We start from the raw sequence: 25553 nt of genomic DNA on the forward strand, positions 1-25553 counted from the left end.
CCCCCTGCCAGCTCACGAAGGTTCGAGATGTCCGAGTCGGTCTTCCCACAGCTCGAAGCTCTGCTCCCGCACGTGCAGAAGCCCATTCAGTACGTCGGCGGTGAGCTGAACTCCACGGTCAAGCCCTGGGAGTCCTGCGACGTCCGCTGGGCGCTGATGTACCCCGACGCCTACGAGGTGGGGCTGCCCAACCAGGGCGTCATGATCCTGTACGAGGTACTCAACGAGCGCGAGGGTGTGCTCGCGGAGCGCACGTACAGTGTGTGGCCCGACCTGGAAGCGCTGATGCGCGAGCACGGCGTGCCGCAGTTCACCGTGGACAGCCACCGGCCCGTGAAGGCCTTCGACGTCTTCGGGCTGAGCTTCTCCACCGAGCTGGGCTACACCAACATGCTCGCGGCGCTCGACCTGGCGGGCATCCCGCTGAACGCGGCGGACCGCACGCTCGACGACCCGATCGTGCTCGCGGGCGGCCACGCGGCCTTCAACCCCGAGCCGATCGCCGACTTCATCGACGCCGCGATCATCGGTGACGGCGAGCAGGCCGTGCTCGACATGACCGAGATCATCCGCGCCTGGAAGGCGGAGGGCCGCCCCGGCGGGCGCGAGGAGGTCCTCTTCCGCCTCGCCAGGACCGGCTCCGTCTACATCCCGGCCTTCTACGACGTCGAGTACCTCCCCGACGGCCGCATCGCCCGCGTCGTACCGAACAAGTCGGGCGTCCCGTGGCGCGTGTCCAAGCACACCGTCATGGACCTCGACGAGTGGCCCTACCCCAAGCAGCCGCTCGTCCCGCTCGCCGAGACCGTCCACGAGCGGATGTCCGTCGAGATCTTCCGCGGCTGCACCCGCGGCTGCCGCTTCTGCCAGGCCGGCATGATCACGCGCCCCGTGCGGGAGCGAAGCATCACCGGCATCGGCGACATGGTGGAGAAGGGCCTCAAGGCCACCGGCTTCGAGGAGGTCGGCCTCCTCTCCCTCTCCTCCGCCGACCACTCCGAGATCGGCGACATCGCCAAGGGCCTGGCGGACCGGTACGAGGACGACAAGATCGGCCTCTCCCTGCCCTCCACCCGGGTGGACGCCTTCAACGTCGACCTCGCCAACGAGCTGACCAGGAACGGCCGTCGGTCCGGCCTCACCTTCGCCCCCGAGGGCGGCTCCGAGCGCATGCGCAAGGTCATCAACAAGATGGTCTCGGAGGAGGACCTGATCCGTACGGTCTCCACGGCGTACGGCAACGGCTGGCGCCAGGTGAAGCTGTACTTCATGTGCGGCCTGCCGACCGAGACCGACGACGACGTCCTCCAGATCGCCGACATGGCGGCCAACGTCATCGCCGAGGGCCGCAAGGTGTCCGGGCAGAACGACATCCGCTGCACCGTCTCCATCGGCGGCTTCGTACCCAAGCCGCACACCCCCTTCCAGTGGGCCCCGCAGCTCTCCGCCGAGGAGACCGACGCCCGCCTGGAGAAGCTCCGCGACAAGATCCGCGGCGACAAGAAGTACGGCCGCTCCATCGGCTTCCGCTACCACGACGGCAAGCCCGGCATCGTCGAGGGCCTCCTCTCGCGCGGCGACCGCCGCGTGGGCGCCGTCATCCGCGCCGTCTACGAGGACGGCGGCCGCTTCGACGGCTGGCGTGAGCACTTCAGTTACGACCGCTGGATGGCGTGCGCGGAGAAGACGCTGCCCGAGTTCGGCGTGGACGTCGACTGGTACACCACCCGCGAGCGTACGTACGAGGAGGTCCTGCCCTGGGACCACCTGGACTCCGGTCTCGACAAGGACTGGCTCTGGGAGGACTGGCAGGACGCGCTCGACGAGACCGAGGTCGAGGACTGCCGCTGGACGCCGTGCTTCGACTGCGGCGTCTGCCCGCAGATGGACACCCACATCCAGATCGGCCCGACCGGCAAGAAGCTGCTGCCACTGACCGTCGTGAAGTGACGGTCGGCCCACTGTTCTGTCCACAAGCCCCTCACCGGGATCGGTGAGGGGCTTGTATGTTCAAGGGAAAGTGGCAGGTTTCTGTTCGTCCTCGCCTTGGATATCCTTGAGGCGTTCTCGGGTGTGTACCCGATGCTTCGAGGGAGGTCATGTGATGGCCAAGACCGTGATCGACATCAACGAGGAAGCCCTGGCGCTCGCTGCCGAGGCTCTTGGCACCAAAACCAAGAAGGACACGGTCAACGCGGCTCTCGAAGAAATAGGGGCACGCGTCCGGCGCGAGCGGGCCATCGAGAAGCTCATCAAGCTGGACGAAGAAGGCGCCTTCGACAAGGGCCGTGAGCCGGGGTTCAAGGAGGAGGTGCGCAAGACGTGGGGGACATCCGAGGTGCCGGCTTCCTGATCGATACGTCGGCGGCGCACCGGATCATGCGTCCGGAACCACTCGCGATGTGGCGGTCCGCACTCAGTGCCGGGCGGATCGGCATGTGCGCGGCCACCGAGGCGGAAGCGCTGTACTCCGCGAAGTCGGCCGCTCACTACCACGAGATGCGCACGGCCTTCGGGGAGCTCTACACGTGGTGTGCCATCCCGGATGACGCCTGGTCGGCGATTCTGGACTTGCAGGAGACCCTGGCGGAGGCGGGATGCGGGCGCTCCGCGGGTGTCGTGGACCTGCTCGTCGCCCACACCGCCATGAGCAACCGACTCACGGTGCTGCACTACGACCGTGACTTCGAGACCATCGGCGAGCACATCGGGCTGAACACACAGTGGCTCGCGGAGCCTGGCTCCATCCACTGACACCCTCACCCCGGCCCGCCCGCGCGCTGGTCGCGAGCTACGCGGGCGGGCCAGGTGAGGTGGCCTCGGGAACCGGTACGGGCTCCGGCGCGTAGTCTGGGTAGTACAACGACTGCACCTGGCGTGGCGCCCGCACCCGAGATCTCCCCGCGAAAGCGGGGGTGAGCCGGGCGGGACCCCCGGGAGCCGCCCGTATTTTCGTGGGCGGAGCGCCACCGCGCCCGCCCCGCACCGAGGAGAAGAACCACTGGGCAAGCGACAGCCCGAAGGCCCGCCGCCCGCACCGGCAGTGCAGCGCATCCGCCTGCGCTACACCAAGCGCGGCCGCCTCCGGTTCACCAGCCACCGCGACTTCCAGCGCGCGTTCGAGCGTGCGCTGCGGCGCGCCGAGGTGCCCATGGCGTACTCGGCGGGCTTCACGCCGCACCCCAAGGTCTCGTACGCCAATGCCGCACCCACCGGCACGGGCTCCGAGGCCGAGTACCTGGAGATCGCGCTCACCGAGCCGCGTGACCCGCACAAGCTGCGCGAGCTGCTCGACGAGTCGCTGCCGGACGGGCTCGACATCACCGACGCCGTCGAGGCCCGCACACCGGGTCTCGCCGACCGGCTGACCGCCTCCGTCTGGGAGCTGCGGCTGGAGGGCGTGGAGGTGGCGGACGCCGAGCGCGCCGTCGCCGCCTTCCTCGCCGCCGACGCCGTCGAGGTGCGGCGCAAGACGAAGAACGGGATGCGCACCTTCGACGCACGGGTCGCCGTGGCGGGCCTGGAGGCCGGTCCCGCCCCGGCTGATAGGCCCGGGCAGGGCCCCTGTGCGATACTGCGGCTGGTTGTTCGGCACGTGACACCTGCCGTACGACCCGACGACGTCCTGTCCGGTCTCCGAGCTGTGGCCGACCTGGCGCCGCCGGTCCCCGCAGCGGTGACCAGGCTGGCGCAGGGGCTCTTCGACGAGGAGTCCGGCACGGTGACCGACCCGCTCGCGCCCGACCGCGAGGCAGTCACGGCCGCCCCACAAAAGGCCGCCGGACTCGCCGCCGCCCCGGAGCCGACAGGTGCGGGTTCCGCGTAGGGCGGTCGTTGTAGCGCAGCCCTGGCACTCGGGAGCCACCTGGGTCGGGCCGCGTACACCCACAGGAGACTTTCGCCAGGCCGTACGTACAACGCGTAGGGAACCGGCGAGCCAGACATTCAGCTCCCGTGCGGCGCCGCGCCAGACGCGGCGCCCGGGAGCGTGACGGGAGAACCGCCCGCATGCTCGAGCCGAACGAAACCGGCACCACCGCCGGTAACCACAACGAAGAGAACAACTCGCCCAGCGACACGCTGCCGCCGCGCCGCCGTCGCCGGGCCGCGTCCCGACCGGCGGGCCCGCCGGTCACCGCCGCCGCCGGCGAGGCCGCCGAGGTGGTCGAGGTCGTCGTCGAGACGCCCGCCGCCGAGGTGGCCGACGTCGCCTCCCTCGCCGAGGCGCCGGCGGACGCCCCCGAGCCCGCTCCGGCGCGCCAGCGCCGCCGCGCGACCCGCAAGGCGACCGCTCCGGCGGGCGCGCCCGAGGCCGCGGAGGTCTCCGTCGAGGAGCCCGGGGCCGCCGAAGCCCCGGCCGCCCCCGCGCGCCGCCGCGCCACCCGTAAGGCCACCGCCGAGGCGCCGGTCACCGAGGAGCCGCAGGCCGCCGAGGCGCCGGTCGCGGAGGAGCCCGAGGCGGCTCCGGCGCGTCCGCGCCGCCGTGCCACCCGTAAGGCGACCGCTCCGGCGGGTGCCCCGCAGGTCGCCGAGGAGCCGCAGGCTGTGGAGGCGCAGGCCGCCGAGGCGCCGGTCGCGGAGGAGCCCGAGGCGGCTCCGGCGCGTCCGCGCCGCCGTGCCACCCGTAAGGCGACCGCTCCGGCGGGTGCCCCGCAGGTCGCCGAGGAGCCGCAGGCTGTGGAGGCCCCGGCCGCCGAGGCGCCGGTCACCGAGGAGCCGACGGAGGAGCCCGAGGGCGCCCCGCGCCGTACCCGCCGCCGCGCCACCCGCAAGGCGACCGCGCCCGCCGGCGCGCCGCAGCCGCAGGCCCAGGCGGAGGCCCAGCCGCAGGCCCAGGCCGAGGACGAGGCGGACGTCGCCGAGGCGGGCGAGAGCCTGCCGGCCGACACCGTCGCGCAGATCTCCTCCGACGAGGCCGGGGCCGAGGTCGCCGCCGCCGAGGAGGCCGCCTCGCGTGGCCGTACGCGGCGCCGCGCCACCTCCCCGCAGTTCACCGCCGAGCCGGTGAAGAAGCCCGAGCAGTCCCGTGGCCGCCGTGCCGCGCGGCCCGCCGTGCCGGTCTTCCAGGCGCCGGTCTTCACGGAGCCGATGTTCCAGACCCCGGAGACCGCCGCCGCGGCGGCCGCCGCCGAGGCAGCCGAGCAGGAGGAGGCCCCGGAGGTCACCGAGGCCGTCGCCGCCCCGGCGCCCGCCGAGGTCGCCGAGCAGCCCGAGACCGGTGGCCGTCGCCGCCGCCGTCGCCGTGGCGAGCCCGCCGAGCCGGTCGTCGAGGCCGAGCCGGTGCGCGCCGCACCGGAGCCCGAGGCCGAGGCCGAGGAGGAGGAGCCCGAGGCCGAGGCGGAGGCCGCCGAGGGCGAGGAGACCGACGAGTTCGGTGACCGTCCGTCGCGCCGCCGCCGTCGCGGTGGCCGCCGTCGCCGCCGTGGTGAGGCCACCGAGGCCGAGGAGGCCGAGGAGGAGGCCGCCCACGCCGAGGAGGAGGCCGCCGAGCAGGAGGCGGAGGAAGAGGAGCAGGACGAGGAGGCAGAGGAGCACGAGGCCGGCACCCCGTCCGCCGCCGGTACCAGCAGCTCGCGCCGCCGCCGTCGCCGTCGCCGCCGCAGCGGTGACGCGGGCGTCGAGCCGGAGGCCGCCGCCGAGGAGGACGGCGTCCGTACGGTCGTCAAGGTCCGCGAGCCGCGCCCGGCCCGTGAGAAGGCCGAGCCGTCCGACGAGGTGCAGTCCATCAAGGGCTCGACCCGTCTGGAGGCGAAGAAGCAGCGCCGCCGCGAGGGCCGCGAGCAGGGCCGCCGACGCGTCCCGATCATCACCGAGGCCGAGTTCCTGGCCCGCCGCGAGGCGGTCGAGCGCGTGATGGTCGTCCGCCAGAGCGGCGAGCGCACCCAGATCGGCGTCCTCGAGGACAACGTGCTCGTCGAGCACTACGTCAACAAGGAGCAGGCCACCAGCTACGTCGGCAACGTCTACCTGGGCAAGGTCCAGAACGTGCTGCCGTCCATGGAGGCCGCGTTCGTCGACATCGGCAAGGGCCGCAACGCCGTCCTGTACGCCGGTGAGGTCAACTTCGAGGCGCTCGGCATGGCCAACGGGCCGCGCCGTATCGAGACCGCGCTCAAGTCCGGCCAGTCCGTCCTCGTCCAGGTGACGAAGGACCCGATCGGCCACAAGGGCGCCCGCCTCACCAGCCAGGTCTCGCTGCCCGGCCGCTACCTGGTGTACGTGCCCGAGGGCTCGATGACCGGTATCAGCCGCAAGCTGCCCGACACCGAGCGCGCCCGGCTGAAGACCATCCTCAAGAAGATCGTCCCCGAGGACGCGGGCGTCATCGTGCGCACCGCCGCCGAGGGCGCGAGCGAGGACGAGCTGCGCCGTGACGTCGAGCGTCTGCAGGCGCAGTGGGAGGAGATCCAGAAGAAGGCGAAGAACGGCAACGCTCCGACCCTTCTCTACGGTGAGCCCGACATGACCGTCCGGGTCGTCCGCGACATCTTCAACGAGGACTTCTCGAAGGTGATCGTCAGCGGCGACGAGGCGTGGAAGACCATCCACGGGTACGTGTCGCACGTCGCGCCCGACCTGTCGGACCGGCTCCAGCGCTGGACGTCGGAGGTCGACGTCTTCGCGACGTACCGGATCGACGAGCAGCTGATGAAGGCGCTGGACCGCAAGGTCTGGCTGCCGTCCGGCGGTTCGCTGGTGATCGACAAGACCGAGGCGATGGTCGTGGTCGACGTCAACACCGGCAAGTTCACCGGCCAGGGCGGCAACCTGGAGGAGACCGTCACCAGGAACAACCTGGAGGCGGCCGAGGAGATCGTGCGCCAGCTGCGGCTGCGCGACCTGGGCGGCATCGTCGTCATCGACTTCATCGACATGGTGCTGGAGTCCAACCGGGACCTGGTGCTGCGGCGCCTGCTGGAGTGCCTGGGCCGGGACCGTACGAAGCACCAGGTCGCCGAGGTCACCTCGCTGGGTCTGGTCCAGATGACCCGCAAGCGGGTGGGCCAGGGGCTGCTGGAGTCCTTCTCCGAGACCTGCGTCCACTGCAACGGCCGTGGCGTGATCGTGCACATGGAGCAGCCGACCACCGCGGGTGGCGGCGGCAACGGTGGCAAGCGCGCCAAGAAGCGCGCCCGCGCCGCCGAGGCGGAGGCGGAGCTGGAGACGGCCGGCATCGAGGCGGAGGCCGAGGAGGCCGAGGCCGAGGTCGAGACCGAGGCCGAGGTGGCGGCGGAGGTCGCCGCCCCGGTGGCGGTGGAGGAGCCGTTCCGTCCGGACGAGGAGCTGTACTCCAGCGTCGCGGAGGCAGAGGCGGCCGCGGGCCGTGGCCGTTCGCGCCGCCGGGCGTCCCGCAAGGCGACGGCTCCGGCCGGTGCGCCGAAGGCGGCCGTGGAGCCCGAGCCGCACCTCGGGGTCGCCGAGGTGGCCCCCGAGGCCGTCGAGGTGCAGGCCGTTCCGGCGCTCGCCGCCCCGGCCGAGGAGACGGCCGCCCCCGAGGCCCCCAAGGGCCGCACCCGGCGCCGTGCCACCCGCAAGGCGACCGCCCCGGCGGGTCCGCCCAAGCCGGTGGAGGCCGAGGAGGCGGCGCCCGCGCCCGTGACCGTTCCGGCCGAGCCGGAGCCGGTCCAGCCGGAGCCCGTCAGGGAACCGGAGCCGCAGCCCGAGGCCGTCCAGGCGGAGCCGGTTCAGCCCGAGCCGGTCCAGCCGGTCGCCGCGGAGGCCCCCGTGGCCGCCCCGCCGCGTGCGCGCCGCCGGGTGGTCCGCAAGGTCACCGCTCCCGCTGCCTCCCCCGCGGGCGCGGCGGAAGCCGCGGTCATCGTCGTGAGCAGCGGCTCCCCGGTGGAGCCCAAGCCCGAAGAGGCCCCGGCGACCGAATCACCGGCGACCGAGGCCCCGGCGACCGAATCACCGGCGACCGAGGCCCCGGAGGCGGAGGCCGCCGGGACCGAGGAGGCGCCGGTCAAGAAGGCCGCGGCTCGCAAGACGGCCAAGAAGGCCACGGCGAAGAAGGCGGCCACCAAGAAGACGGCCGCCAAGAAGACGACCGCGGCGAAGAAGACGACCGCCAAGAAGGCGGCGGCCACCACGTCGGCGGCAAAGACGACAAAGGCGGCGAAGACCGCCAAGTCGGCGTCGAAGAAGACCGTCGCGGCCGAGCAGTAGGCAGCCGGCCAGCCCGGTCGCCGTGACAGCGGTCACGGCGACCGGGCCGACGGATGGCAAGCTGACTGCTGAACAGTTGGTGAGCGCCGATTGAACGTTCCCCGTTACGCCCCGGATTAGCCGGGGCGGAACCCGGGATTTCGTTTCGGAATCGATGCCTCCGACGGTTAACGGCCCCGAAATTGACTAGGAAATTCCTGATAATGTGACGCCGGTCGCTGCCGTGGGCGGGCCCCGCCCGAAGACTACGGTCGGTGACCGACCCGGTTCCGGGACAGACCGGTCCCAGCATTCCTCGGTAGGGCGTCGGCATCGCGCCGGAGGGGTAAGCGCGGCCTTGTTAGCCTCCGCAACACCCTTCAGACCTCTGCCACAAAGAGCTCTTGCGGTGTTCAAGGAGGACGTCCATGCCGAGCATCAACGAGCAGCCCATCCCCGCTGCCCGCCCGGTCATCGGTGAAGAAGAGATCGAGGCCGCGGTACGCGTACTGCGCACGGGCCGCGTCGTACAGGGCCCCGAAGTGGCCGCCTTCGAGGAGGGATTCTCCGAGCTGGTCGACGGCCGCCACTGCGTCGCCGTCAACTCCGGTACGTCGGCGCTGCACCTCCTTCTGATGGCGCTGAACATCGGCCCGGGTGACGAGGTGATCGTCCCGTCCTTCTCGTTCGCCGCCTCGGCGAACGCGGTCCGCCTCGTCGGCGCCGACGTCGTCTTCGTCGACATCGAGGCCGACAGCTTCAACATCGACCCGGCCGCCGTCGAGGCCGCCATCACTCCGCGTACCGCCGCGATCATGCCGGTGCACATCTACGGCAACCCGGCCGCCATGGACAAGATCATGGCCATCGCCGACAAGCACAAGCTCGCGGTCGTCGAGGACGCCTGCCAGGCGCACGCCGCGGCCCTCAACGGCACCCCGGTCGGCGCCTTCGGCTCCGGCGGCACGTTCAGCTTCTACCCGACGAAGAACATGCACTCCCTCGAGGGCGGCATGATCTCCACCGCGGACGCCGAGACCGCCCGCACCCTGCGCCTGCTGCGCAACCAGGGCATGGAGCAGCGGTACGCCAACGAGATCGTCGGCGCCAACATGCGCATGACCGATGTCGCCGCCGCCGTCGGCCGCGTACAGCTGTCCAAGCTGCACGGCTGGACCGAGACGCGCATCGCCAACGCCGCGTACCTGAGCGAGCACATCACCGCGCCGGGCATCGTGACGCCGATCGTCGCCGAGGGCGCGCGCCACATCTACCACCAGTACACGATCCGGGTGCAGGGCGGTGACCGTGACGCCGCCATGGCGAAGCTCACCGAGGCGGGCGTCGGCAACGCCGTCTACTACCCGACCCCGATCCACCGGCTGAAGCCGTACTGGGAGCCGGACCAGAAGGCGGGCCGCAACTGGGACCTGCCCGAGACGGAGAAGGCCGCCGCCGAGGTCGTCTCGCTGCCCGTGCACCCCTCGCTGACCCAGAACGACCTTGAGCGCATCGTCACCGCCGTGAACGCGCTGGGAGAGAACCTGTGACTGCTGCTGGACTGCGGGCCGGCCTGATCGGCCTCGGCTCGATGGGACGCCACCACGCCCGCGTACTGGCCGGGCTGGACGGTGTGAGCCTCGTCGGCGTCGTCGACCCGATGGGCGACAAGAACGGCTGGGCGCAGGGCGCACCCGTCCTGTCCACCGTCGAGGAACTGATCTCGCTGGGCATCGACTACGCCGTCGTCGCCTGCCCGACCGCGCTGCACGAGGAAGTCGGCCTGAAGCTGGCCGGCGCCGGCGTCCACGCGCTGATCGAGAAGCCGGTCGCCGACACCGTCGACGGCGCCCGCCGCCTCGTCGAGGCGTTCGAGACGGGCGGCCTGGTCGCCGGTGTCGGTCACATCGAGCGGTGCAACCCGGCGCTGCGCAGCCTCCGCTCCCGCCTGGAGGCCGGCGAGCTGGGCGACGTGTACCAGGTCGTCACCCGCCGTCAGGGCCCCTTCCCGCACCGCATCGCGGACGTCGGCGTGGTCAAGGACCTCGCCACCCACGACATCGACCTGACGGGCTGGGTCACCGGCCAGCAGTACACGTCGATCGCCGCGCACACGGTGTCCAAGTCGGGCCGCCCGCACGAGGACATGGTCTCCGCCGTCGGCCAGCTCTCCGACGGCACGATGGTCAACCACCTGGTCAACTGGCTGAGCCCGCTGAAGGAACGCTTCACGTCGGTCACCGGCGAGAAGGGCTGCTTCATCGCCGACACCCTCACCGCCGACCTCACGTTCTACTCCAACGCCGCCGTCGCCACCGAGTGGGAGGCGCTGCGCGCCTTCCGCGGTGTCTCCGAGGGCGACATGATCCGTTACGCCATCCCCAAGCGCGAGCCGCTCCTCGTCGAGCACGAGCTGTTCCGGGACGCGGTCCTCGGCAAGTCCGACGACATCTGCACGCTGCGCCAGGGTCTGCGTACGGTGGAGGTGGCCGCGGCCGTCATCGACTCCGCCGACCGCGGTGTCACCGTGCGGCTCACCCCGGAGGACGTGGCCAGTTGACCACACCCGATGTCACCGTCGTGGTAGCCGTGTACAACACGATGCCGTACCTCACCGAGTGTCTGAACTCGCTGGTGGGGCAGAGCATCGGGCTGGACCGGCTCGAGGTCGTGGCCGTCGACGACGGCTCGACCGACGACAGTGGCCGGGAACTGGACCGCTTCGCGGAGAAGTACCCGAACACTGTCAAGGTGATCCATCAGGCCAACTCCGGTGGCCCGGCTGCTCCGAGCAACCGGGCCCTGGAGCTGGCCACCGGTCGTTACGTCTACTTCATCGGCTCCGACGACTACCTGGGCAAAGAGGCCCTGGAGCGCATGGTGGCCTGTGCCGACAAGCACGGCTCCGACGTCGTCGTCGGCAAGATGGTGGGCACCAACGGCCGTTACGTCCACCAGGCGCTGTTCAAGAAGAGCGACCCGGACATCTCGCTGTACGACTCGGCGCTGCCGTTCACGCTGGCCAACACCAAGCTCTTCCGCCGCGAGCTGGTGGAGAAGTACTGCTTGCGCTTCCCCGAGGACCTGCCGGTCGGCTCCGACCAGCCGTTCACCCTGGAGGCGTGCGTACGGGCCGCGAAGATCTCGGTCCTCGCGGACTACACGTACTACTACGCGGTCAAGCGCGGTGACGCCAGCAACATCACCTACCGGGCCAACCACCTGTCCCGGCTGCGCTGCACCGAGCGGATCATGCACTTCGCGGCCTCGCTGATCGAGGCGGGCCCGCAGCGTGACGCGGTCCTCAAGCGCCACTTCACCTGGGAGCTCGCCAAGCTCATCCAGGACGACTTCCCCGCGCTCGACGCGGCCACCCGGACCGAGGTGTGCGCGGGCATCGCGAAGCTGGCGGACGAGTACTTCACCGAGGCGCTGCGCGACGCGATGGACGTCAAGCGGCGGGTGCGGATTGCGCTCGCCCAGCGGGGTGCCGTCGAGGAACTCGTACGGGCCATCGAGGACGAGGCCGCGCACGGCTCGCCGCCGCTGCTGCTGGAGGACGGGCGGGCGTTCGTCCGCTACCCCGGCTTCCGCGACCCGGCCGTGGGGCTGCCCGACCGGGTGTACGAGGTGATCGGCGAGGCCGTCCCCGGCCGGCTGGCCGAGGTCACGTCACTGGTCGCGGCCGAGTGGGACCAGAACGGCGACGACATGGCCGTCGACCTGACGGTACGGCTCGGGCTGACCGGCGAGACCGGCTCCGCCGTCGTGAGGCTCGCCACCAAGGCCATGCCCAAGAGCGCCGACAAGCCCGGCGCCCGCAGGCTCCCCGCAGGACACGAACTGCCCGCGGCGGTGGGGGAGTTCACCCGCAAGCCGACCGAGGACGGGGAGGGCACCCTGCTCACCGCCCGTATTCCGGTCAAAGCCAAGAGCGCCAAGCTCGGTGTGCGTGTGTACGCCGACGTGGCAGGCTCGACGTACGAGATTCCCGTGCCGGTCCGTGGCGTGCCGCTGCCCCTGGCGCGGCGCTGGCGCGAGGTGATCCCGTACCGGATCTCCGCCAACGCCAACCCCAAGGGGCGGCTGGTGATCACCACGGCTCCGCTCTGGGAGCCCTCGCGCGGCGTGGGCAAGCGACTGCGTCAACTGATGTCCCGTGTGAAGAGGAAACTGACCCGATGAATATCTGTGTAGTCGCGCTCGGCAAGATCGGCCTGCCGCTCGCCGTGCAGTTCGCCGCCAAGGGCCACAAGGTCATCGGCGCCGACGTCAACGAGAAGGTCGTCGAGCTGGTCAACGCCGGCACCGAGCCCTTCCCCGGCGAGCACGACCTGGACCGGCTGCTGAAGCAGACCGTCGACGCCGGTCTGCTGTCCGCGACCACCGACACCGCGGCCGCCGTCGCCCAGTCCGAGGCCGTCGTGGTCGTCGTCCCGCTGTTCGTGGACGCCGAGGGCACCCCCGACTTCGGCTGGATGGACTCCGCGACGAAGGCCATCGCCAAGGGCCTCAAGCCGGGCACCCTCGTCTCCTACGAGACCACCCTTCCGGTCGGCACCACCCGCACCCGCTGGGCGCCGATGCTGGAGGAGGGCTCCGGCCTGAAGGCGGGCGAGGACTTCCACCTGGTCTTCTCCCCGGAGCGCGTCCTCACCGGCCGCGTCTTCGCCGACCTGCGCCGCTACCCCAAGCTCGTCGGCGGCATCGACGAGGCGTCGGCCAAGCACGGCGTCGAGTTCTACGAGCAGGTCCTCGACTTCGACGAGCGTGACGACCTGCCGCGCGCCAACGGCGTGTGGGACCTGGGCACCGCCGAGGCCTCCGAGCTGGCCAAGCTCGCCGAGACCACGTACCGCGACGTCAACATCGGTCTGGCCAACCAGTTCGCCCGGTTCGCCGACAAGCAGGGCATCGACGTCCTGAAGGTCATCGAGGCCTGCAACTCCCAGCCCTACAGCCACATCCACCAGCCGGGCATCGCCGTCGGCGGCCACTGCATCCCGATCTACCCGCGGATGTACCTGTGGAACGACCCGGAGGCGACCGTCGTGCGTTCGGCCCGCGAGGCCAACGCCGCGATGCCCGAGTACGCCGTCGACCTGCTGGCCGCCGCCTACGGCGACCTCAAGGACGTGAACGTGCTCGTGCTCGGCGCCGCCTACCGCGGTGGCGTCAAGGAGACCGCGTTCTCCGGCGTCTTCGGCACCGTCGAGGCCCTCAAGGCCCGGGGCGCCGTCCCGTACGTCTCCGACCCGATGTACACGGCCGAGGAGCTCGCCGCGCACGGCCTCACCCCCCACCAGGGCGAGAAGGTCACCGCCGCGATCCTCCAGGCCGACCACGCCGAGTACCGCGAGCTGGCCGCCTCCGACCTGCCGGACGTCACCGTCCTGGTCGACGGCCGCCGCACCACGGACCCGGCCCGCTGGGAGGGCGTCCGCCGCGTCGTCATCGGCGGCTGAGCACCCCCGCAGCACCGCACGACCCGACCGTGGCCCTGCCCCGCACACCCGCGGGGCGGGGCCGACGCGCAGAAGGTTTCCCCATGACCTGGTTGATTACTGGCGGCGCCGGATTCATCGGCTCCCACGTCGTGAAGGCGATGGCCGAGGGCGGCGAGCGGATCGTCGTCCTCGACGACCTGAGCACGGGCCGCGCCGAGCGGCTCCCCGACGGCGTCCCCCTGGAGGTCGGCACCGTCCTGGACCGTGACGTCGTCGACCGCGTCCTGCGTGAGCACGCCGTCACCGGCATCGTGCACATCGCGGGCAAGAAGCAGGTCGCCGAGTCGGTCGCCAAGCCGCTGCACTACTACCGCGAGAACGTCGAGGGCCTCCGTACGCTCCTGGAGGGCGCCGTGGAGGCCGGGGTGACCCGGTTCCTGTTCTCGTCGTCGGCCGCCGTGTACGGCATGCCCGACGTGGACCTGGTCACCGAGGCCACCCCGTGCGCGCCCATCAACCCGTACGGCGAGACCAAGCTGGCCGGCGAGTGGCTGGTCACGGCCACGGGCCGGACGTACGGCATGGCGACCGCGTCGCTGCGGTACTTCAACGTGGCGGGTGCCGCCACGCCCGAACTGGGCGACGACGGTGTCTTCAACCTCGTACCGATGGTCTTCGAACGCCTCACGGCCGGCGAGCAGCCGCGGATCTTCGGCGACGACTACCCGACGCCCGACGGCACCTGCATCCGCGACTACATCCACGTCGAGGACATCGCCTCCGCGCACGTCGCCGCCGCCCGCCGGCTGGCCGCCGACCCGGACGCCTCGCTGGTCCTGAACATCGGGCGCGGCGAGGGCGTCTCCGTCACCGAGATGGTCGGCATCATCCAGGACGTCACCGGCCGCACCGACATCGAGCCGCTCGTCACCGACCGCCGCCCCGGCGACCCGGCCCGGGTGGTGGCCTCCGCCGACCGCATCGCCGAGGAGCTGGGCTGGAGCGCGCGGTACGGCGTGCGGGAGATGGTCGAGTCCGCGTGGGCGGGCTGGCAGCTGCGCCACCCGTAAGCACCGTACGTACGAAAGAAGGGCCCCGGGATCGCTCCCGGGGCCCTTCCGTCGTACCGCCTAGCGGTCTTCGAGGAACAGCTTGTCGAAGGCCTTGCTCACGACCGGCCAGTCCCACGCCGACAGCGCGTACTCCGACGCCAGCTTCCCGGCGTTCTGCCACGCCTCCTCGCTCGCCGTCGTCTCCAGGATCCGCTGAGCGGCCTCCTCCGTGGAGCCGACGACCCAGCCCTCCGGGTACAGCGTGCGGGCGCTGTTCGGCTTGCCCGCGTAGAACGGCCAGTCACGGGCGACGGGGACGGCGGCGCTCGCCGCGCCCTCCATCAGGCCCACGTGGCAGCCCTCACGCACCGACGAGGACAGGATCACACCGATGTCGGTGAGCGCCGACGGCACGTCGTCGGTCGGGCCGAGCCGCAGCACGACACCTTCCTCGACGAGCGGGGCGATCTCCTTCTCGAACTGGCGCCGGTAGTCGCGGGTCGCCCGGCTGGTCTTCGGGTTCATGTCGCCGCCCACCAGCAGCAGCCGGTAGCGCTCGTCCTGCTCCCGCACCCGCCGCAGCACGTCCACGGCCCACATCGGGTCCTTGGCGACCTGGCTGATGCCCACCAGGCCCAGGTTGAAGCGGGCCTCCGCCGGCTTCGGGCGGGCGAAGCCCGACAGGTCCATGGCGTTGTCGATGAGGTGAGCACGCGGCGCGCTGTCACCGCGCAGCATCGGCACCAGCGACTCGACGAGGTCCTTGACGTGCGGGGCGACGTAGACCAGGTCGTCGATCCGCGAGAAGTCCGTCATGTGCGGCCAGCGCGTGAACGCCTCGTAGCTGTGCAGGCGTACGACGATCCGGGTGTCGCCCGGGTCGATCGTCGTCAGCATCGCCGCCGGGCCGACCGACCAGTCCAGGAAGACGGTGTCCGCCCAGTCCAGGTACGGCCGCATCAGCCGCTCGACTTCCTCCTGGTAGCTGCTGGTGCCGCCGGCCAGGCGGTCCTCCAGCACCCGGCGGCCCGCCCACGCGATCCGCTTGAGCGCCTTCTGCGCCGCCAGGTCCAGGTAGCGCAGCTCCACGCCCTCGTGGTTGCCGTACCGGTCCAGGATGTGGTGCAGGAAGTTGTCGTTGGCGCTGGTGGTGACCAGCAGCCGCAGCGGCCGGTCCTTGGGCGCCGGCGCGGCCGGGGTCTTCCGCCCCTGCGGGCGGCTGAGCACGTCCATGACCTTGGAGCGGTACAGCGGCTTGACGAAGCCCTGCGCGTCCTTGGCCAGCGGGGAGGACAGCTGGTCGATGTGCAGCACCCGGTGGAAGCCCAGGAACAGCGCACGGTCCAGCGCGAAGGACGCCTTCTCGTGGTTGCCGTCCGCGAACTGGGCGTCGGCGTGCGCCAGCTGGGCGGCGACCGCCTTGTCGAGGTCGCGCGGGTTCAGCCCCTTGCCGAGCTCCTTCATCACGGCCTCGTCCAGCAGCTGCGCCTTGAGCCCCAGGTCGGAGATCTTCGACGCGGCGGCGGCGAGCGCCAGGGCGGCGCCACTGGTGCGGCCCGCCCACTGCATGCCCTCGGCCACGTACCGGGACGTCGCGATGCGCACCTTGGGCGGCACGCCGGGCGCCGTGACGGCCGTACGCCACATCCGGGCACCCACCGTGGAGCGCATCACCGGGCGGGCGGTGGCGCGCCGCATGACGGCGGCCGGCAGGCCGTCCACGGAGCGGCGTACGTTCTGCTTGACGACGTCCAGCGGCGGCAGGACGCCCCGGCCGCCGGTGGAGCCCTTCTCCTTGACCCGGTCGACGGCCTTCAGCGCCGGCGCCAGGCCGAAGTGGGCCTCCTCGATCCGGTAGTACTGCGCGAGGCGCCACACCGTGTAGACGGCGCCCGCGTCGAGCGCCACCAGGATGTCCGCCGTGCGGGCCTGCCTGCGCAGCCGGCTGTCCCGCTGGGCCTGCATCCACACCTTCATGCCGCCCGGCGCCATACGGGCCTTGCGGCGCAGCGCCGCGCTGCGGACGTTGAGGTTGCGCGGGAGCTGGTGCGTGCCGTCCAGCTCCATGGCGGCGAGTTCCTCGGCGACCGGCTCGAGGTGGAACGTACCGGCGAGGAACGTCTTCGCGCCCGCGGCGCGGAACTTGCGCACCGAGTCGGCGAACACGCCCAGCTGGGGCCGGACGCTGGCGATGAACAGGACGTTGGTCACAGGGACGGTCCTCCGGCGGCGATCTGGTTCTCGGCGAGGGAAGCCGCGTCCGTGCTGTCCGGCCTGAGCGCGGCGTAGTCGTCGATCAGCTGCTTCACGGCGGAGGTCATCAGCGCCTCGCGGGTGAACTGGTCGGCGTGCGCCATGGCTTCGGCGTGGACCTCGTCGCTCGTCTCCACCGCCATGTGCGCGGCCTTGATGAACGACTCGGTCAGGCCCTCCTCGTCGATGCCGACGGCACCCGTCCACAGCGGGTGGCCGCGCAGCACGTTGGAGGCGTCGTGCTCGACGACGTGCGCCGAGACGATCGGCAGGCCGGTCGCCATGTACTCGTACACCTTGCCGGAGGTGACGTAACGGCCGCCGATGAGGATGAGGACCATCGCGTCCCAGCGGGCGTAGATGGACGCCACCTCGGCCTTGGCGGCGGGGCCGCCGAAGCGTACGCCGTCGACCTCGGCCTGCTTGAGGACCTCGGCGTGCCGGTTGGCCTCGCGGCCGGAGCCGTTGCCGATGTGGCCGCGCACCTCGAAGGTGGCGTTGGCCAGCAGCGGCTCCTTCGCGCGGGCGGCGCGCCAGGCGTTGAGCACGGTCTCCAGGTGCGGGACCGTGAAGTTGACGGTGCCGAGGTAGCCGAAGGCGAGCCCCGCCTCGGGGTTGGCGCGGTGCGCCTTGCCGGGCGAGCTGTCGGCGTCGTAGCCGTTGCGCACGACGTGGACGCGGTCGGCGAAGTCGGGGTAGCGGGTGCGGTAGTGCTCCGCGATAGGGTCGTTGACGACCCACAGGGACAGCGCGTTGTCGAGGATCTTCTGCTCCCAGCGGCCCTCGGCGGAGTCGCGGGAGAACGCCTCAACGCCGTCGATGACGTCGATGGACCAGCCGTCGCGGAAGTCCACCGCGTACGGGACCTTCGCCTCCTCCCACAGCTTCCACGCCGCGGCGAGGTTGACGTAGGGGACGCAGCTGGCGAGCAGCAGGTCGGCCGGGTGCTCGCCGTGGATACGGAGCACGGCCTGCTCCAGATCCTCGCGCCACTCACCGAAGTTGGGCTCGGGGAACGGCTCCATCTGGCGACGGCGCAGCCGCGTCACCCATCCGTTCGGGTTGAGTGCGCGCTCCTCGCTGTACAGACGGATGTCCGTCTCCAGGTCCTCGCGCACCAACGGCAGTTCGACGATCCTGATCTTCGGGTCGACCTGCTCCAGAAGGGTGAGGTCGACGCCGGAGTCCCTTTCCCACGACTCCTGCGCGATGGTGACGACGGTGACGTCCCAGCCCTGGTTGATGAACTGGTTCGCGGTCTCGCGCATGCGGTACGCGCAGCTCTTGGCCGCGGGCGGGAAACCGATGGCGAGGTAGATCACATGGGGCCGCTTGCCTGCCGCGGGCAGCCCGGACCTGGGAGACGCTGACATAACCGGTGACGCTAGCACGGTGACATGTACGGATAAGTGCCTCGTGAGAGGACGTTTCCGGTCACGCGTGCCGGCTGCCTCCCTTCCACTCTTCCATGATCCGGACAACGTTGCGGGCGGCCTGTCCGTCGCCGTACGGGGTGCCCGGGTCGGCCGTGGGCACCGCACGGGTCACGGTGGCGGCCCACTCGTCGGCCGGCAGCGTGTGCGGATCGGGAACAAGGACGTTCCAGCCCGTGTCGACGGTTTCCACCCACTCGGTCTCGGGACGGATGGTGGTGGTGATGCGCTCCAGCAGGAACGCTTCCTTCTGCAGGCCGCCCGAGTCGGTGACCACACCGGCCGAGGCCAGCACGGCGGCGACCAGACCGGCGTACGGCAGCGGACGGCCGACGTGCACGGAGCCGGTGTTCAGCTCGATGTCGTGCGCCTGGGCACGCGAGACCAGACGCGGGTGGGCGAGCAGCGCGACGGGGACCGGCAGGCCGGCCAGCGAGTCGATGATCGCGCGCAGGCGCTCCGGGTCGTCGGTGTTGTCCGGCCGGTGCAGCGTGGCCAGCAGGAACGGCTTCGACGGGTCGATGCCCTCGGGCAGCGCCGGCGCGGGGTGCTTGCCCGCCAGGACGTCGTCCCGGATCTTCAGGCAGATGTCGACCATCACGTCACCGGCCAGTACGGCACGGTCCTTCAGGCCCTCGTCGGCGAGGTGGCGCATGGCCTCCTCGGTCGGGGCGAGCAGGACGTCGGCGCAGTGGTCGGTCAGGACGCGGTTGTGCTCCTCCGGCATGCGCCGGTTGAAGGAGCGCAGACCCGCCTCCAGGTGGGCGACCGGCAGGTGCATCTTCACGGCCGAAAGGGCACCGGCGATGGTGGAGTTGGTGTCGCCGTAGACCAGCACCCAGTCCGGCTTCTCGCGCTCCAGGACCGGGTCCAGCGCGGAGAGCACGGCACCGGTCTGGACGCCGTGGCTGCCGGATCCGACACCCAGGTGGACGTCCGGGTCAGGGATGCCGAGACCGTCGAAGAAGACGTCGGAGAGGTCGGCGTCGTAGTGCTGCCCGGTGTGCACGATGAAGTGCTCGTGCTCCGTCTCGGCGAACGCGGCCGCGATGGGGGCGAGCTTCACCAATTGGGGACGTGCGCCGACGATGCTGATGACTTTCACTGAGCACTCTTCTTCTACTGGGACAGGTCAATGAGGGAGGCGTGCCGTGCCATCGTAGGCAATGGCCGGGATGACCAGGCCCGCGGCCGGAGCACGGGGTGGAACGGCACGGTCCGACGGCCGTGGTCAGACATGGTCAGAAGGTGCGTGCGCAGCGCTGAACGGCCGGGATAACGATTCCATGAACAGTTGACGGCGAGGTTTCGCGGCGGTGCGGACGGGGTCTCAGGGCCGTACGGAGCGGGGGCCGAGGCTCTCGGCACCGTGCGCGGCCACGCGCCGGCGCAGCTCCCGGTCGGCCGTCACCACGAGGCACGTACGCCCCGCCTCGGCCGCCTCGCCCGCCAGCTCCACGATCCGGTCGTCGCCGCTGCCGGGCGCCGCGTCGACCCGTACCCCCGGTACCGGCTCCACGCCCCGGGCCTGCCCCTCCACGACGAGCACGACGTCCAGCGGGCCCGGATGCCCGGCGACCCCGCCCGAGGCGTACGGGACGAGCCGGTCACGCAGCCGCTCGGCGGCTCCGCGGCGGTCCCGCCACCAGCCGTCGGGCACCGATCCGACGACGTTCGCGGCATCGACGACGAGGAGAGTGAGCACGCTACGAGGGTCCCACGCGCCGGCGGCCGCGTGGGCCTTTCGGGGGACTGGGGAACACGCGCCAGAATGCTATCGTCGCGCAAGCTTGGGGGAACTGTGCGTGAACTGTTTGCACTGTTTGAACTGTTCAGGGGAAGGTCGGCGGTGAGCCATGGCGGTGTGGTCCGCGCGGAAATCCAAGCGTCCTGCGGACGCCCCTGCGCGCCGTAGCGCCGCCACGGGCGGTGCCCCGCTCCCCGACGCCTCCCTGCCGGCCACCACCGACTGGCTGGTGCGCGGCAAGGACGGCCGCCTCACGGCGTACGCCCCGGTCGAGGGTGCCGTGCTGCGCTGGACCGAGAAGCACCCGGGCGGCCCCGAGTGGACCGGCCCGGAGACCATCCCGGCGCCGGACATCGTGCCGCACCTCTCCATAGCCCAGGGTCCCGACGGCTACGTCCACCTCGTGTCGCTGCGCCGCACCCGCCTCGCGGACGGCACCCCCGCCACCGACGTGGTCTTCGCGCTCCAGTACCAGTCGGGCCTGGCGGTACGCGACTGGGCCGTGGTCGGCAACCCGTACCCGAACGACCCGGCGCTCGCCGCGCGGATCGGCCTGCCCGCGGCGGTCATCGACTCCGACGGCTCGCTGCACGTCTTCGTACGCAATGTGGGCGGCGGGATCTGCGGGCGCTCCTCGGTGCCGTCGGGCAAGTGGAACAAGTGGGCCGACCTCAAGGGCAGCGGGATCGTCGGCGATCACACCATCACGGCGTCGATCACCACCGACGGGCTGATGGAGTTGGTCGCGCCGACGGCCGAGCACGTCCTGCGCTGGACGCAGGAGACCAAGGGCGTGAAGTTCCAGCGCGCCGAGGACATCCCGGCCAGGGCCGAGGCGGGCTCCCTCTCCTCGGAGCGCACCGGCGCGGGCCGCGTCACCCACTTCTGGCACGACGCCGACGACGGTACGGTCCGGTCCTGGCGCCCCTCCGACAAGGCACCGTCCGTCCTCGGCTCCGGCGCGGGCACCGGCCCGGTCGCCACCCTCCGTACCGCCGTGGACGGCCACGACTGCACGATCATGGCCCGCCGGGACGCCGCCACCGGCCGCCCCGCGCTCGCCGCCTACCCGACGGAGGACGAGGCGCTCGGCGCCACCTGGACGCTCACCGGCGAACCGTGCGTGGGCGCACCCGCGCTCGCGCTCGACGGCCGCGGCCGGGTCGTCATGGCCGCCTTCGGCACGGACGGCACCCTGCGCGTCGCCCGCCAGAAGCCGGAACCGGGACTGGCCCTGGAGGCGTGGGCGCGGGTGTGAGCGCGGGGCCTGCGGGCCGTTTGCGGGGGCGGGGCCCCTCCGGGCTCGCCTCCTCGCGGCCGGCGGGGCCCCGACCGGCTCGGTGACCGTACGTCGCCGCCCATCCTCTGCGGGGGCGACCCTGCACGGCCCCACCCGGCCGTCTGCCGGGTGCGGGCCGTGGTGACGTAGCCCCGGGGACGTCAGGCGGCGCGCTCGGTGAGGGCGCCGTCCTTCTCCACGTACAGCTCACCCGTCTTCGGGCACTCCCACACACCCGGCTCGCCGGCCCGCTCCACCAGCCGTACGCCGGCCCGGCCGACCCAGCCGATCCGCCGTGCCGGAACGCCCACGACCAGCGCGAAGTCCGGGACGTCCTTGGTGACGACCGCGCCCGCGGCCACCATCGCCCAGCGGCCGATCTCCAGCGGTGCCACGCACACCGAGCGCGCGCCGATCGAGGCGCCGTCGGCGATCTTCACGCCCACGGCCTCCCAGTCGCCGCCGCGCTTCTGCTTGAAGTCGGGGTCGACGGAGCGCGGGTTGTGGTCGTTGGTGAGGACGACGGCGGGGCCGATGAAGACACCGTCGCCGAGCTCGGCCGGCTCGTAGACCAGGGAGTAGTTCTGGAGCTTGCAGTTGTCGCCCATGCGCACGCCCGTGCCGACGTACGCACCGCGGCCGATCACGCAGCCCTCGCCGAGCTTCGCGTCCTCGCGGATCTGCGCGAGCTCCCAGACGCTGCTCCCGGCGCCGATCTCGGCGGTGTCGGCGACCTGCGCGGTGGGCTGGACCCTGTAGTTCACTGTGCTCTGCCTTCCGGTGTGCGGCTTGCCCGGTGAGCATACGGGCGGTGGCCCCGGCGCGGTCCGGACGGGCTGGTTTGACCCCCGCAAGCGGGGCCCGTAACCTTGACCGTCGGCGTGTTTCCATGCGCGCCAGCTCCTGAGCACCTCCCTCCCGCCTGGTCGGGAGAGGCCGCTCATCCTTCCGGAACAGTCACGGGCCCGCCGGCCCGTGCGAGCGGCTGGCATCAGGGGTTTCCGTTCCGAGCGAGAGAGAGATCCGCGTGTACGCCATCGTGCGCAGCGGTGGTCGCCAGCACAAGGTTGCTGTCGGCGACATCGTTGAGGTTGACAAGATTTCCACTGCCAAGGTTGGCGACACGGTCGAGCTCTCGACCCTGCTCGTTGTCGACGGCGACGCTGTGACCAGCGACCCGTGGGTGCTGGCCGGCATCAAGGTCCAGGCCGAGGTCGTGGACCACCACAAGGGCGCCAAGATCGACATCCTGCGCTACAAGAACAAGACCGGCTACCGCCGTCGTCAGGGCCACCGCCAGCAGTACACGGCGATCAAGGTCACGGCGATCCCCACGGCTGCGAAGTAAGGGACTGAGGAGACATGGCACACAAGAAGGGCGCATCGTCCACCCGGAACGGTCGCGACTCCAACGCTCAGCGGCTCGGCGTGAAGCGCTTCGGCGGTCAGGTCGTCAACGCCGGTGAGATCCTGGTCCGCCAGCGTGGCACCCACTTCCACCCCGGCTCGGGCGTCGGGCGTGGCGGCGACGACACGCTGTTCGCGCTGCAGGCCGGTGCGGTGCAGTTCGGCACCTTCCGTGGCCGCAAGGTCGTGAACATCGTTCCGGCTGCCTAAGCCACTTTCGCGGAGGCGGACCTCACTTCCCGTACGGGAAGCGGGTCCGCCTTTCGCTTGTTGCACCGAAGACATTTCCTACGTAACTGGAGGCACAGGACATGACCACCTTCGTGGACCGCGTCGAGCTGCATGTCGCCGCGGGTAACGGAGGCCACGGCTGTGCCTCCGTTCACCGGGAGAAGTTCAAGCCGCTCGGCGGCCCCGACGGGGGCAACGGCGGCCGTGGCGGCGATGTGATCCTGGTCGTGGACCAGTCGATCACCACCCTGCTGGACTACCACCACTCCCCGCACCGCAAGGCCACCAACGGCAAGCCCGGCGAGGGCGGCAACCGCTCCGGCAAGGACGGCCAGGACCTGGTCCTGCCGGTGCCGGACGGCACGGTCGTCCTCGACAAGAACGGCGACGTGCTGGCCGACATGGTCGGGCACGGCACGTCGTACGTCGCCGCCGAGGGCGGCCGCGGCGGGCTCGGCAACGCGGCGCTGGCCTCGGCCCGCCGCAAGGCGCCGGGCTTCGCGCTGCTGGGCGAGCCGGGACGGTCCGGCGACATCGTCCTGGAGCTGAAGACGGTCGCGGACGTGGCCCTGGTGGGCTACCCCAGCGCCGGCAAGTCCTCGCTGATCTCCGTACTGTCCGCCGCCAAGCCGAAGATCGCGGACTATCCGTTCACGACGCTGGTGCCGAACCTCGGTGTGGTCACGGCCGGCTCGACCGTCTACACGATCGCGGACGTGCCGGGGCTCATCCCGGGCGCCAGCCAGGGGCGTGGGCTGGGCCTGGAGTTCCTGCGGCACGTGGAGCGCTGCTCGGTCCTCGTGCACGTCCTGGACACGGCGACGCTGGAGTCCGACCGTGACCCGGTCACCGACCTGGACGTCATCGAGGAGGAGCTCAAGCAGTACGGCGGCCTCGACGACCGTCCCCGGATCGTCGTCCTCAATAAGATCGACATCCCGGACGGCAAGGACCTCGCGGAGATGATCCGTCCGGACCTGGAGGCGCGCGGCTACCGCGTCTTCGAGGTCTCGGCCGTCGCCCACCTGGGCCTGAAGGAGCTGTCCTTCGCGCTGGCCGAGATCGTCGCCAAGGCGCGGGCCGCCAAGCCGAAGGAGGAGGCGACCCGGATCGTCATCCGCCCGAAGGCGGTCGACGACGCGGGCTTCACGGTCACGCAGGAGGAGGACGGCCTCTTCCGCGTGCGCGGCGAGAAGCCGGAGCGCTGGGTGCGCCAGACGGACTTCAACAACGACGAGGCCGTCGGCTACCTGGCGGACCGCCTCAACCGCCTCGGCGTCGAGGACGCGCTGATGAAGGCCGGAGCCCGCGCGGGCGACGGCGTGGCCATCGGCCCCGAGGAGGACGCGGTCGTCTTCGACTGGGAGCCCACGATGATGGCGGGCGCGGAGATGCTCGGCCGCCGGGGCGAGGACCACCGCATGGAGGCCCCGCGTCCTGCGGCACAGCGCCGCAAGGACCGCGAGGCGGAGCGGGACGAGGCCCAGCGCGAGTTCGAGGGCTTCGAGCCCTTCTGATCCCCCGCCCCCGTCTGTCGGCGCACCCCGTGCGCGCTTCCGGTCGCCGTCCGGCGGGGTGGCGTGGGGTTTGCCCCCATGGGGGCGTGCCCTTCGGGGGCGTGCCCTGCGGGGCGCCCGGCGCGGCGTGGCGCGCCTCCTGGGCGATTGCCGCGCCGGTGGGGGCGTGGCCCTCGGGGCGGGCCCGTGTTCCGCGCGGCTCGCCGCTTCTGGGTGCGGTCACCGTCCCGGTGGGGTGCGCCCTGCGGGGATGCCCGTGCGCGGGGGCGTGCCCTGCGGGGTTGCCCGTGTGCGGGGGCGTGCTGTGGCCTGCTCCAGGCCCACGCCCCGGGCCGGTCGCCGCTCCGGCGGGGTGCGCCCGTGCGCGGGGGCGTGCCGTTGGGGTCCGCTCCGTGGGGCGTGTCCTGGGCTCTCCTTCGCAAGCTCAGTCATTTTACGCCCAGAACACGCCCCACTGCGCGTCCCCCCTCGGGGGCGAGCCGAGGCCCCGTGCACGTGCGTCGCGGCGCCCCGGTACCGGGACGCGGCGGGGCGAACCCCCGGCGCTCGGCCACCGCGCGGCGCGAAGCCGCCGCGCTGGGGGTGTGGGGGCGTCAGCCCCCACGTACAACTCCTAGGGGGTCCGGGGCGGAGCCCCGGTTTCGGGAAGGGGCGGGGTGGGGGACAAAGCACCGGTCCCAGACGCCCCGCCGCGCGAAATTGCCGCGTCCCGGTGCGTGGGGCGTCAGCCCCCGCCAGGGGGCCCGGGGCTGGGCCCCGGTTTCGGGAAGGGGCGCGCGTCGAAAAAGCGTAAGAAATACCGTTTACGTCGCTCCAGCCGGACAACCTGTGGCCAAGGATCACCGTCTTCTCCGTGGGGGTGGGGCCGCAGGCGCCCCGGCTGACTTGAACGGAGCGTTGATGAAGGTCTCCTTCCTCATCCACACCATCTACGGCATCGGCGGCACCATCCGCACCACGCTGAACCTTGCCGAGGAGCTCGCCGGACGGCATGAGGTGGAGATCGTCTCCGTGTTCCGGCACCGGGACGAGCCGCTCTTCGCGA

At 71.6% G+C, this 25553-nt stretch carries 19 protein-coding genes and 1 pseudogene; 15 read left to right on the plus strand and 5 right to left on the minus strand.

Annotated features, from left to right (window positions below):
• Positions 1 to 27: 27 nt before the first annotated feature.
• The 10 genes from AMK26_RS02115 (at position 28) to galE (ending at position 14659) form a co-directional block, all read left to right on the plus strand.
• On the plus strand, positions 28 to 1950 hold the full coding sequence (locus AMK26_RS02115) for a TIGR03960 family B12-binding radical SAM protein (protein WP_073751227.1): 1923 nt from the start codon (positions 28 to 30) through the stop codon (positions 1948 to 1950).
• 154 nt (positions 1951 to 2104) lie between these two features.
• Entirely contained in the window at positions 2105 to 2353 is a 249-nt protein-coding gene (locus AMK26_RS02120) for a type II toxin-antitoxin system VapB family antitoxin (protein WP_073751229.1), read from the plus strand.
• Positions 2323 to 2754: a PIN domain nuclease gene (locus AMK26_RS02125; protein WP_079277407.1), complete on the plus strand. Its 432-nt coding sequence runs from the start codon at positions 2323 to 2325 to the stop codon at positions 2752 to 2754. Before AMK26_RS02120 ends, AMK26_RS02125 begins: the two co-directional genes overlap by 31 nt.
• Positions 2755 to 3043: 289 nt before the next feature.
• Positions 3044 to 3826 carry a TIGR03936 family radical SAM-associated protein gene (locus AMK26_RS02130; protein ID WP_073751231.1) on the plus strand — a complete coding sequence of 261 codons (783 nt, stop codon included), beginning with the start codon at positions 3044 to 3046 and terminating at the stop codon, positions 3824 to 3826.
• A 182-nt stretch (positions 3827 to 4008) separates the two neighbouring features.
• Entirely contained in the window at positions 4009 to 8163 is a 4155-nt protein-coding gene (locus tag AMK26_RS02135) for an Rne/Rng family ribonuclease (protein ID WP_073751233.1), read from the plus strand.
• A gap of 407 nt (positions 8164 to 8570) precedes the next feature.
• Positions 8571 to 9692 (plus strand): DegT/DnrJ/EryC1/StrS family aminotransferase, encoded by a 1122-nt coding sequence (locus tag AMK26_RS02140; protein WP_073751235.1) that lies wholly within the window; start codon positions 8571 to 8573, stop codon positions 9690 to 9692.
• Positions 9689 to 10702 (plus strand): Gfo/Idh/MocA family protein, encoded by a 1014-nt coding sequence (locus AMK26_RS02145; protein ID WP_073751237.1) that lies wholly within the window; start codon positions 9689 to 9691, stop codon positions 10700 to 10702. The genes AMK26_RS02140 and AMK26_RS02145 overlap by 4 nt, the downstream gene beginning before the upstream one ends.
• Positions 10699 to 12327, plus strand: a complete 1629-nt coding sequence (locus tag AMK26_RS02150) for a glycosyltransferase family 2 protein (protein ID WP_073751239.1) — start codon at positions 10699 to 10701, stop codon at positions 12325 to 12327. Before AMK26_RS02145 ends, AMK26_RS02150 begins: the two co-directional genes overlap by 4 nt.
• Positions 12324 to 13607 (plus strand): nucleotide sugar dehydrogenase, encoded by a 1284-nt coding sequence (locus AMK26_RS02155; RefSeq protein ID WP_073751241.1) that lies wholly within the window; start codon positions 12324 to 12326, stop codon positions 13605 to 13607. Before AMK26_RS02150 ends, AMK26_RS02155 begins: the two co-directional genes overlap by 4 nt.
• Positions 13608 to 13690: 83 nt before the next feature.
• Entirely contained in the window at positions 13691 to 14659 is a 969-nt protein-coding gene (galE, locus tag AMK26_RS02160; RefSeq protein WP_073751243.1) for a UDP-glucose 4-epimerase GalE, read from the plus strand.
• 60 nt (positions 14660 to 14719) lie between these two features.
• Here the strand turns inward: galE and AMK26_RS02165 are convergent, their stop codons facing one another.
• From AMK26_RS02165 to AMK26_RS02180, 4 genes are all read right to left on the minus strand, one after another.
• Positions 14720 to 16852, minus strand: a complete 2133-nt coding sequence (locus AMK26_RS02165) for a glycosyltransferase family 1 protein (RefSeq protein WP_073751245.1) — start codon at positions 16850 to 16852, stop codon at positions 14720 to 14722.
• On the minus strand, positions 16849 to 18216 hold the full coding sequence (locus AMK26_RS02170) for a glycosyltransferase (RefSeq protein ID WP_073751247.1): 1368 nt from the start codon (positions 18214 to 18216) through the stop codon (positions 16849 to 16851). Before AMK26_RS02170 ends, AMK26_RS02165 begins: the two co-directional genes overlap by 4 nt.
• 112 nt (positions 18217 to 18328) lie before the next feature.
• Positions 18329 to 19432, minus strand: a complete 1104-nt coding sequence (wecB, locus tag AMK26_RS02175) for a non-hydrolyzing UDP-N-acetylglucosamine 2-epimerase (protein WP_073751249.1) — start codon at positions 19430 to 19432, stop codon at positions 18329 to 18331.
• A gap of 225 nt (positions 19433 to 19657) precedes the next feature.
• Positions 19658 to 20032 carry an NTP pyrophosphohydrolase gene (locus AMK26_RS02180; protein ID WP_073751251.1) on the minus strand — a complete coding sequence of 125 codons (375 nt, stop codon included), beginning with the start codon at positions 20030 to 20032 and terminating at the stop codon, positions 19658 to 19660.
• Positions 20033 to 20183: 151 nt separating this feature from the next.
• Here AMK26_RS02180 and AMK26_RS02185 point away from each other — a divergent pair, with 151 nt between their 5' ends.
• Positions 20184 to 21332 (plus strand): hypothetical protein, encoded by a 1149-nt coding sequence (locus AMK26_RS02185; protein ID WP_073751253.1) that lies wholly within the window; start codon positions 20184 to 20186, stop codon positions 21330 to 21332.
• A 182-nt stretch (positions 21333 to 21514) separates the two neighbouring features.
• On the opposite strand, the gene AMK26_RS02190 is transcribed toward AMK26_RS02185, so the two are convergent.
• Positions 21515 to 22117, minus strand: coding sequence for an acyltransferase (locus AMK26_RS02190; protein WP_073751255.1), 603 nt, complete (start codon positions 22115 to 22117; stop codon positions 21515 to 21517).
• Between the two features lie 263 nt (positions 22118 to 22380).
• Between AMK26_RS02190 and rplU the strand changes: the two genes are divergently transcribed.
• The 4 genes and pseudogenes from rplU to AMK26_RS37560 form a co-directional block, all read left to right on the plus strand.
• Positions 22381 to 22701 carry a 50S ribosomal protein L21 gene (gene rplU, locus AMK26_RS02195; RefSeq protein WP_017944922.1) on the plus strand — a complete coding sequence of 107 codons (321 nt, stop codon included), beginning with the start codon at positions 22381 to 22383 and terminating at the stop codon, positions 22699 to 22701.
• A 14-nt stretch (positions 22702 to 22715) separates the two neighbouring features.
• Positions 22716 to 22970, plus strand: a complete 255-nt coding sequence (gene rpmA, locus AMK26_RS02200; protein WP_073751257.1) for a 50S ribosomal protein L27 — start codon at positions 22716 to 22718, stop codon at positions 22968 to 22970.
• A 101-nt stretch (positions 22971 to 23071) separates the two neighbouring features.
• Positions 23072 to 24508: a GTPase ObgE gene (obgE, locus tag AMK26_RS02205; RefSeq protein ID WP_073751259.1), complete on the plus strand. Its 1437-nt coding sequence runs from the start codon at positions 23072 to 23074 to the stop codon at positions 24506 to 24508.
• A gap of 900 nt (positions 24509 to 25408) precedes the next feature.
• Positions 25409 to 25553, plus strand: a pseudogene (locus AMK26_RS37560) (glycosyltransferase family 4 protein); the annotation flags it as partial.

Origin of the sequence: Streptomyces sp. CB03234 (genome assembly GCF_001905885.1) — a bacterium.
Classification (GTDB): Bacteria; Actinomycetota; Actinomycetes; order Streptomycetales; family Streptomycetaceae; genus Streptomyces.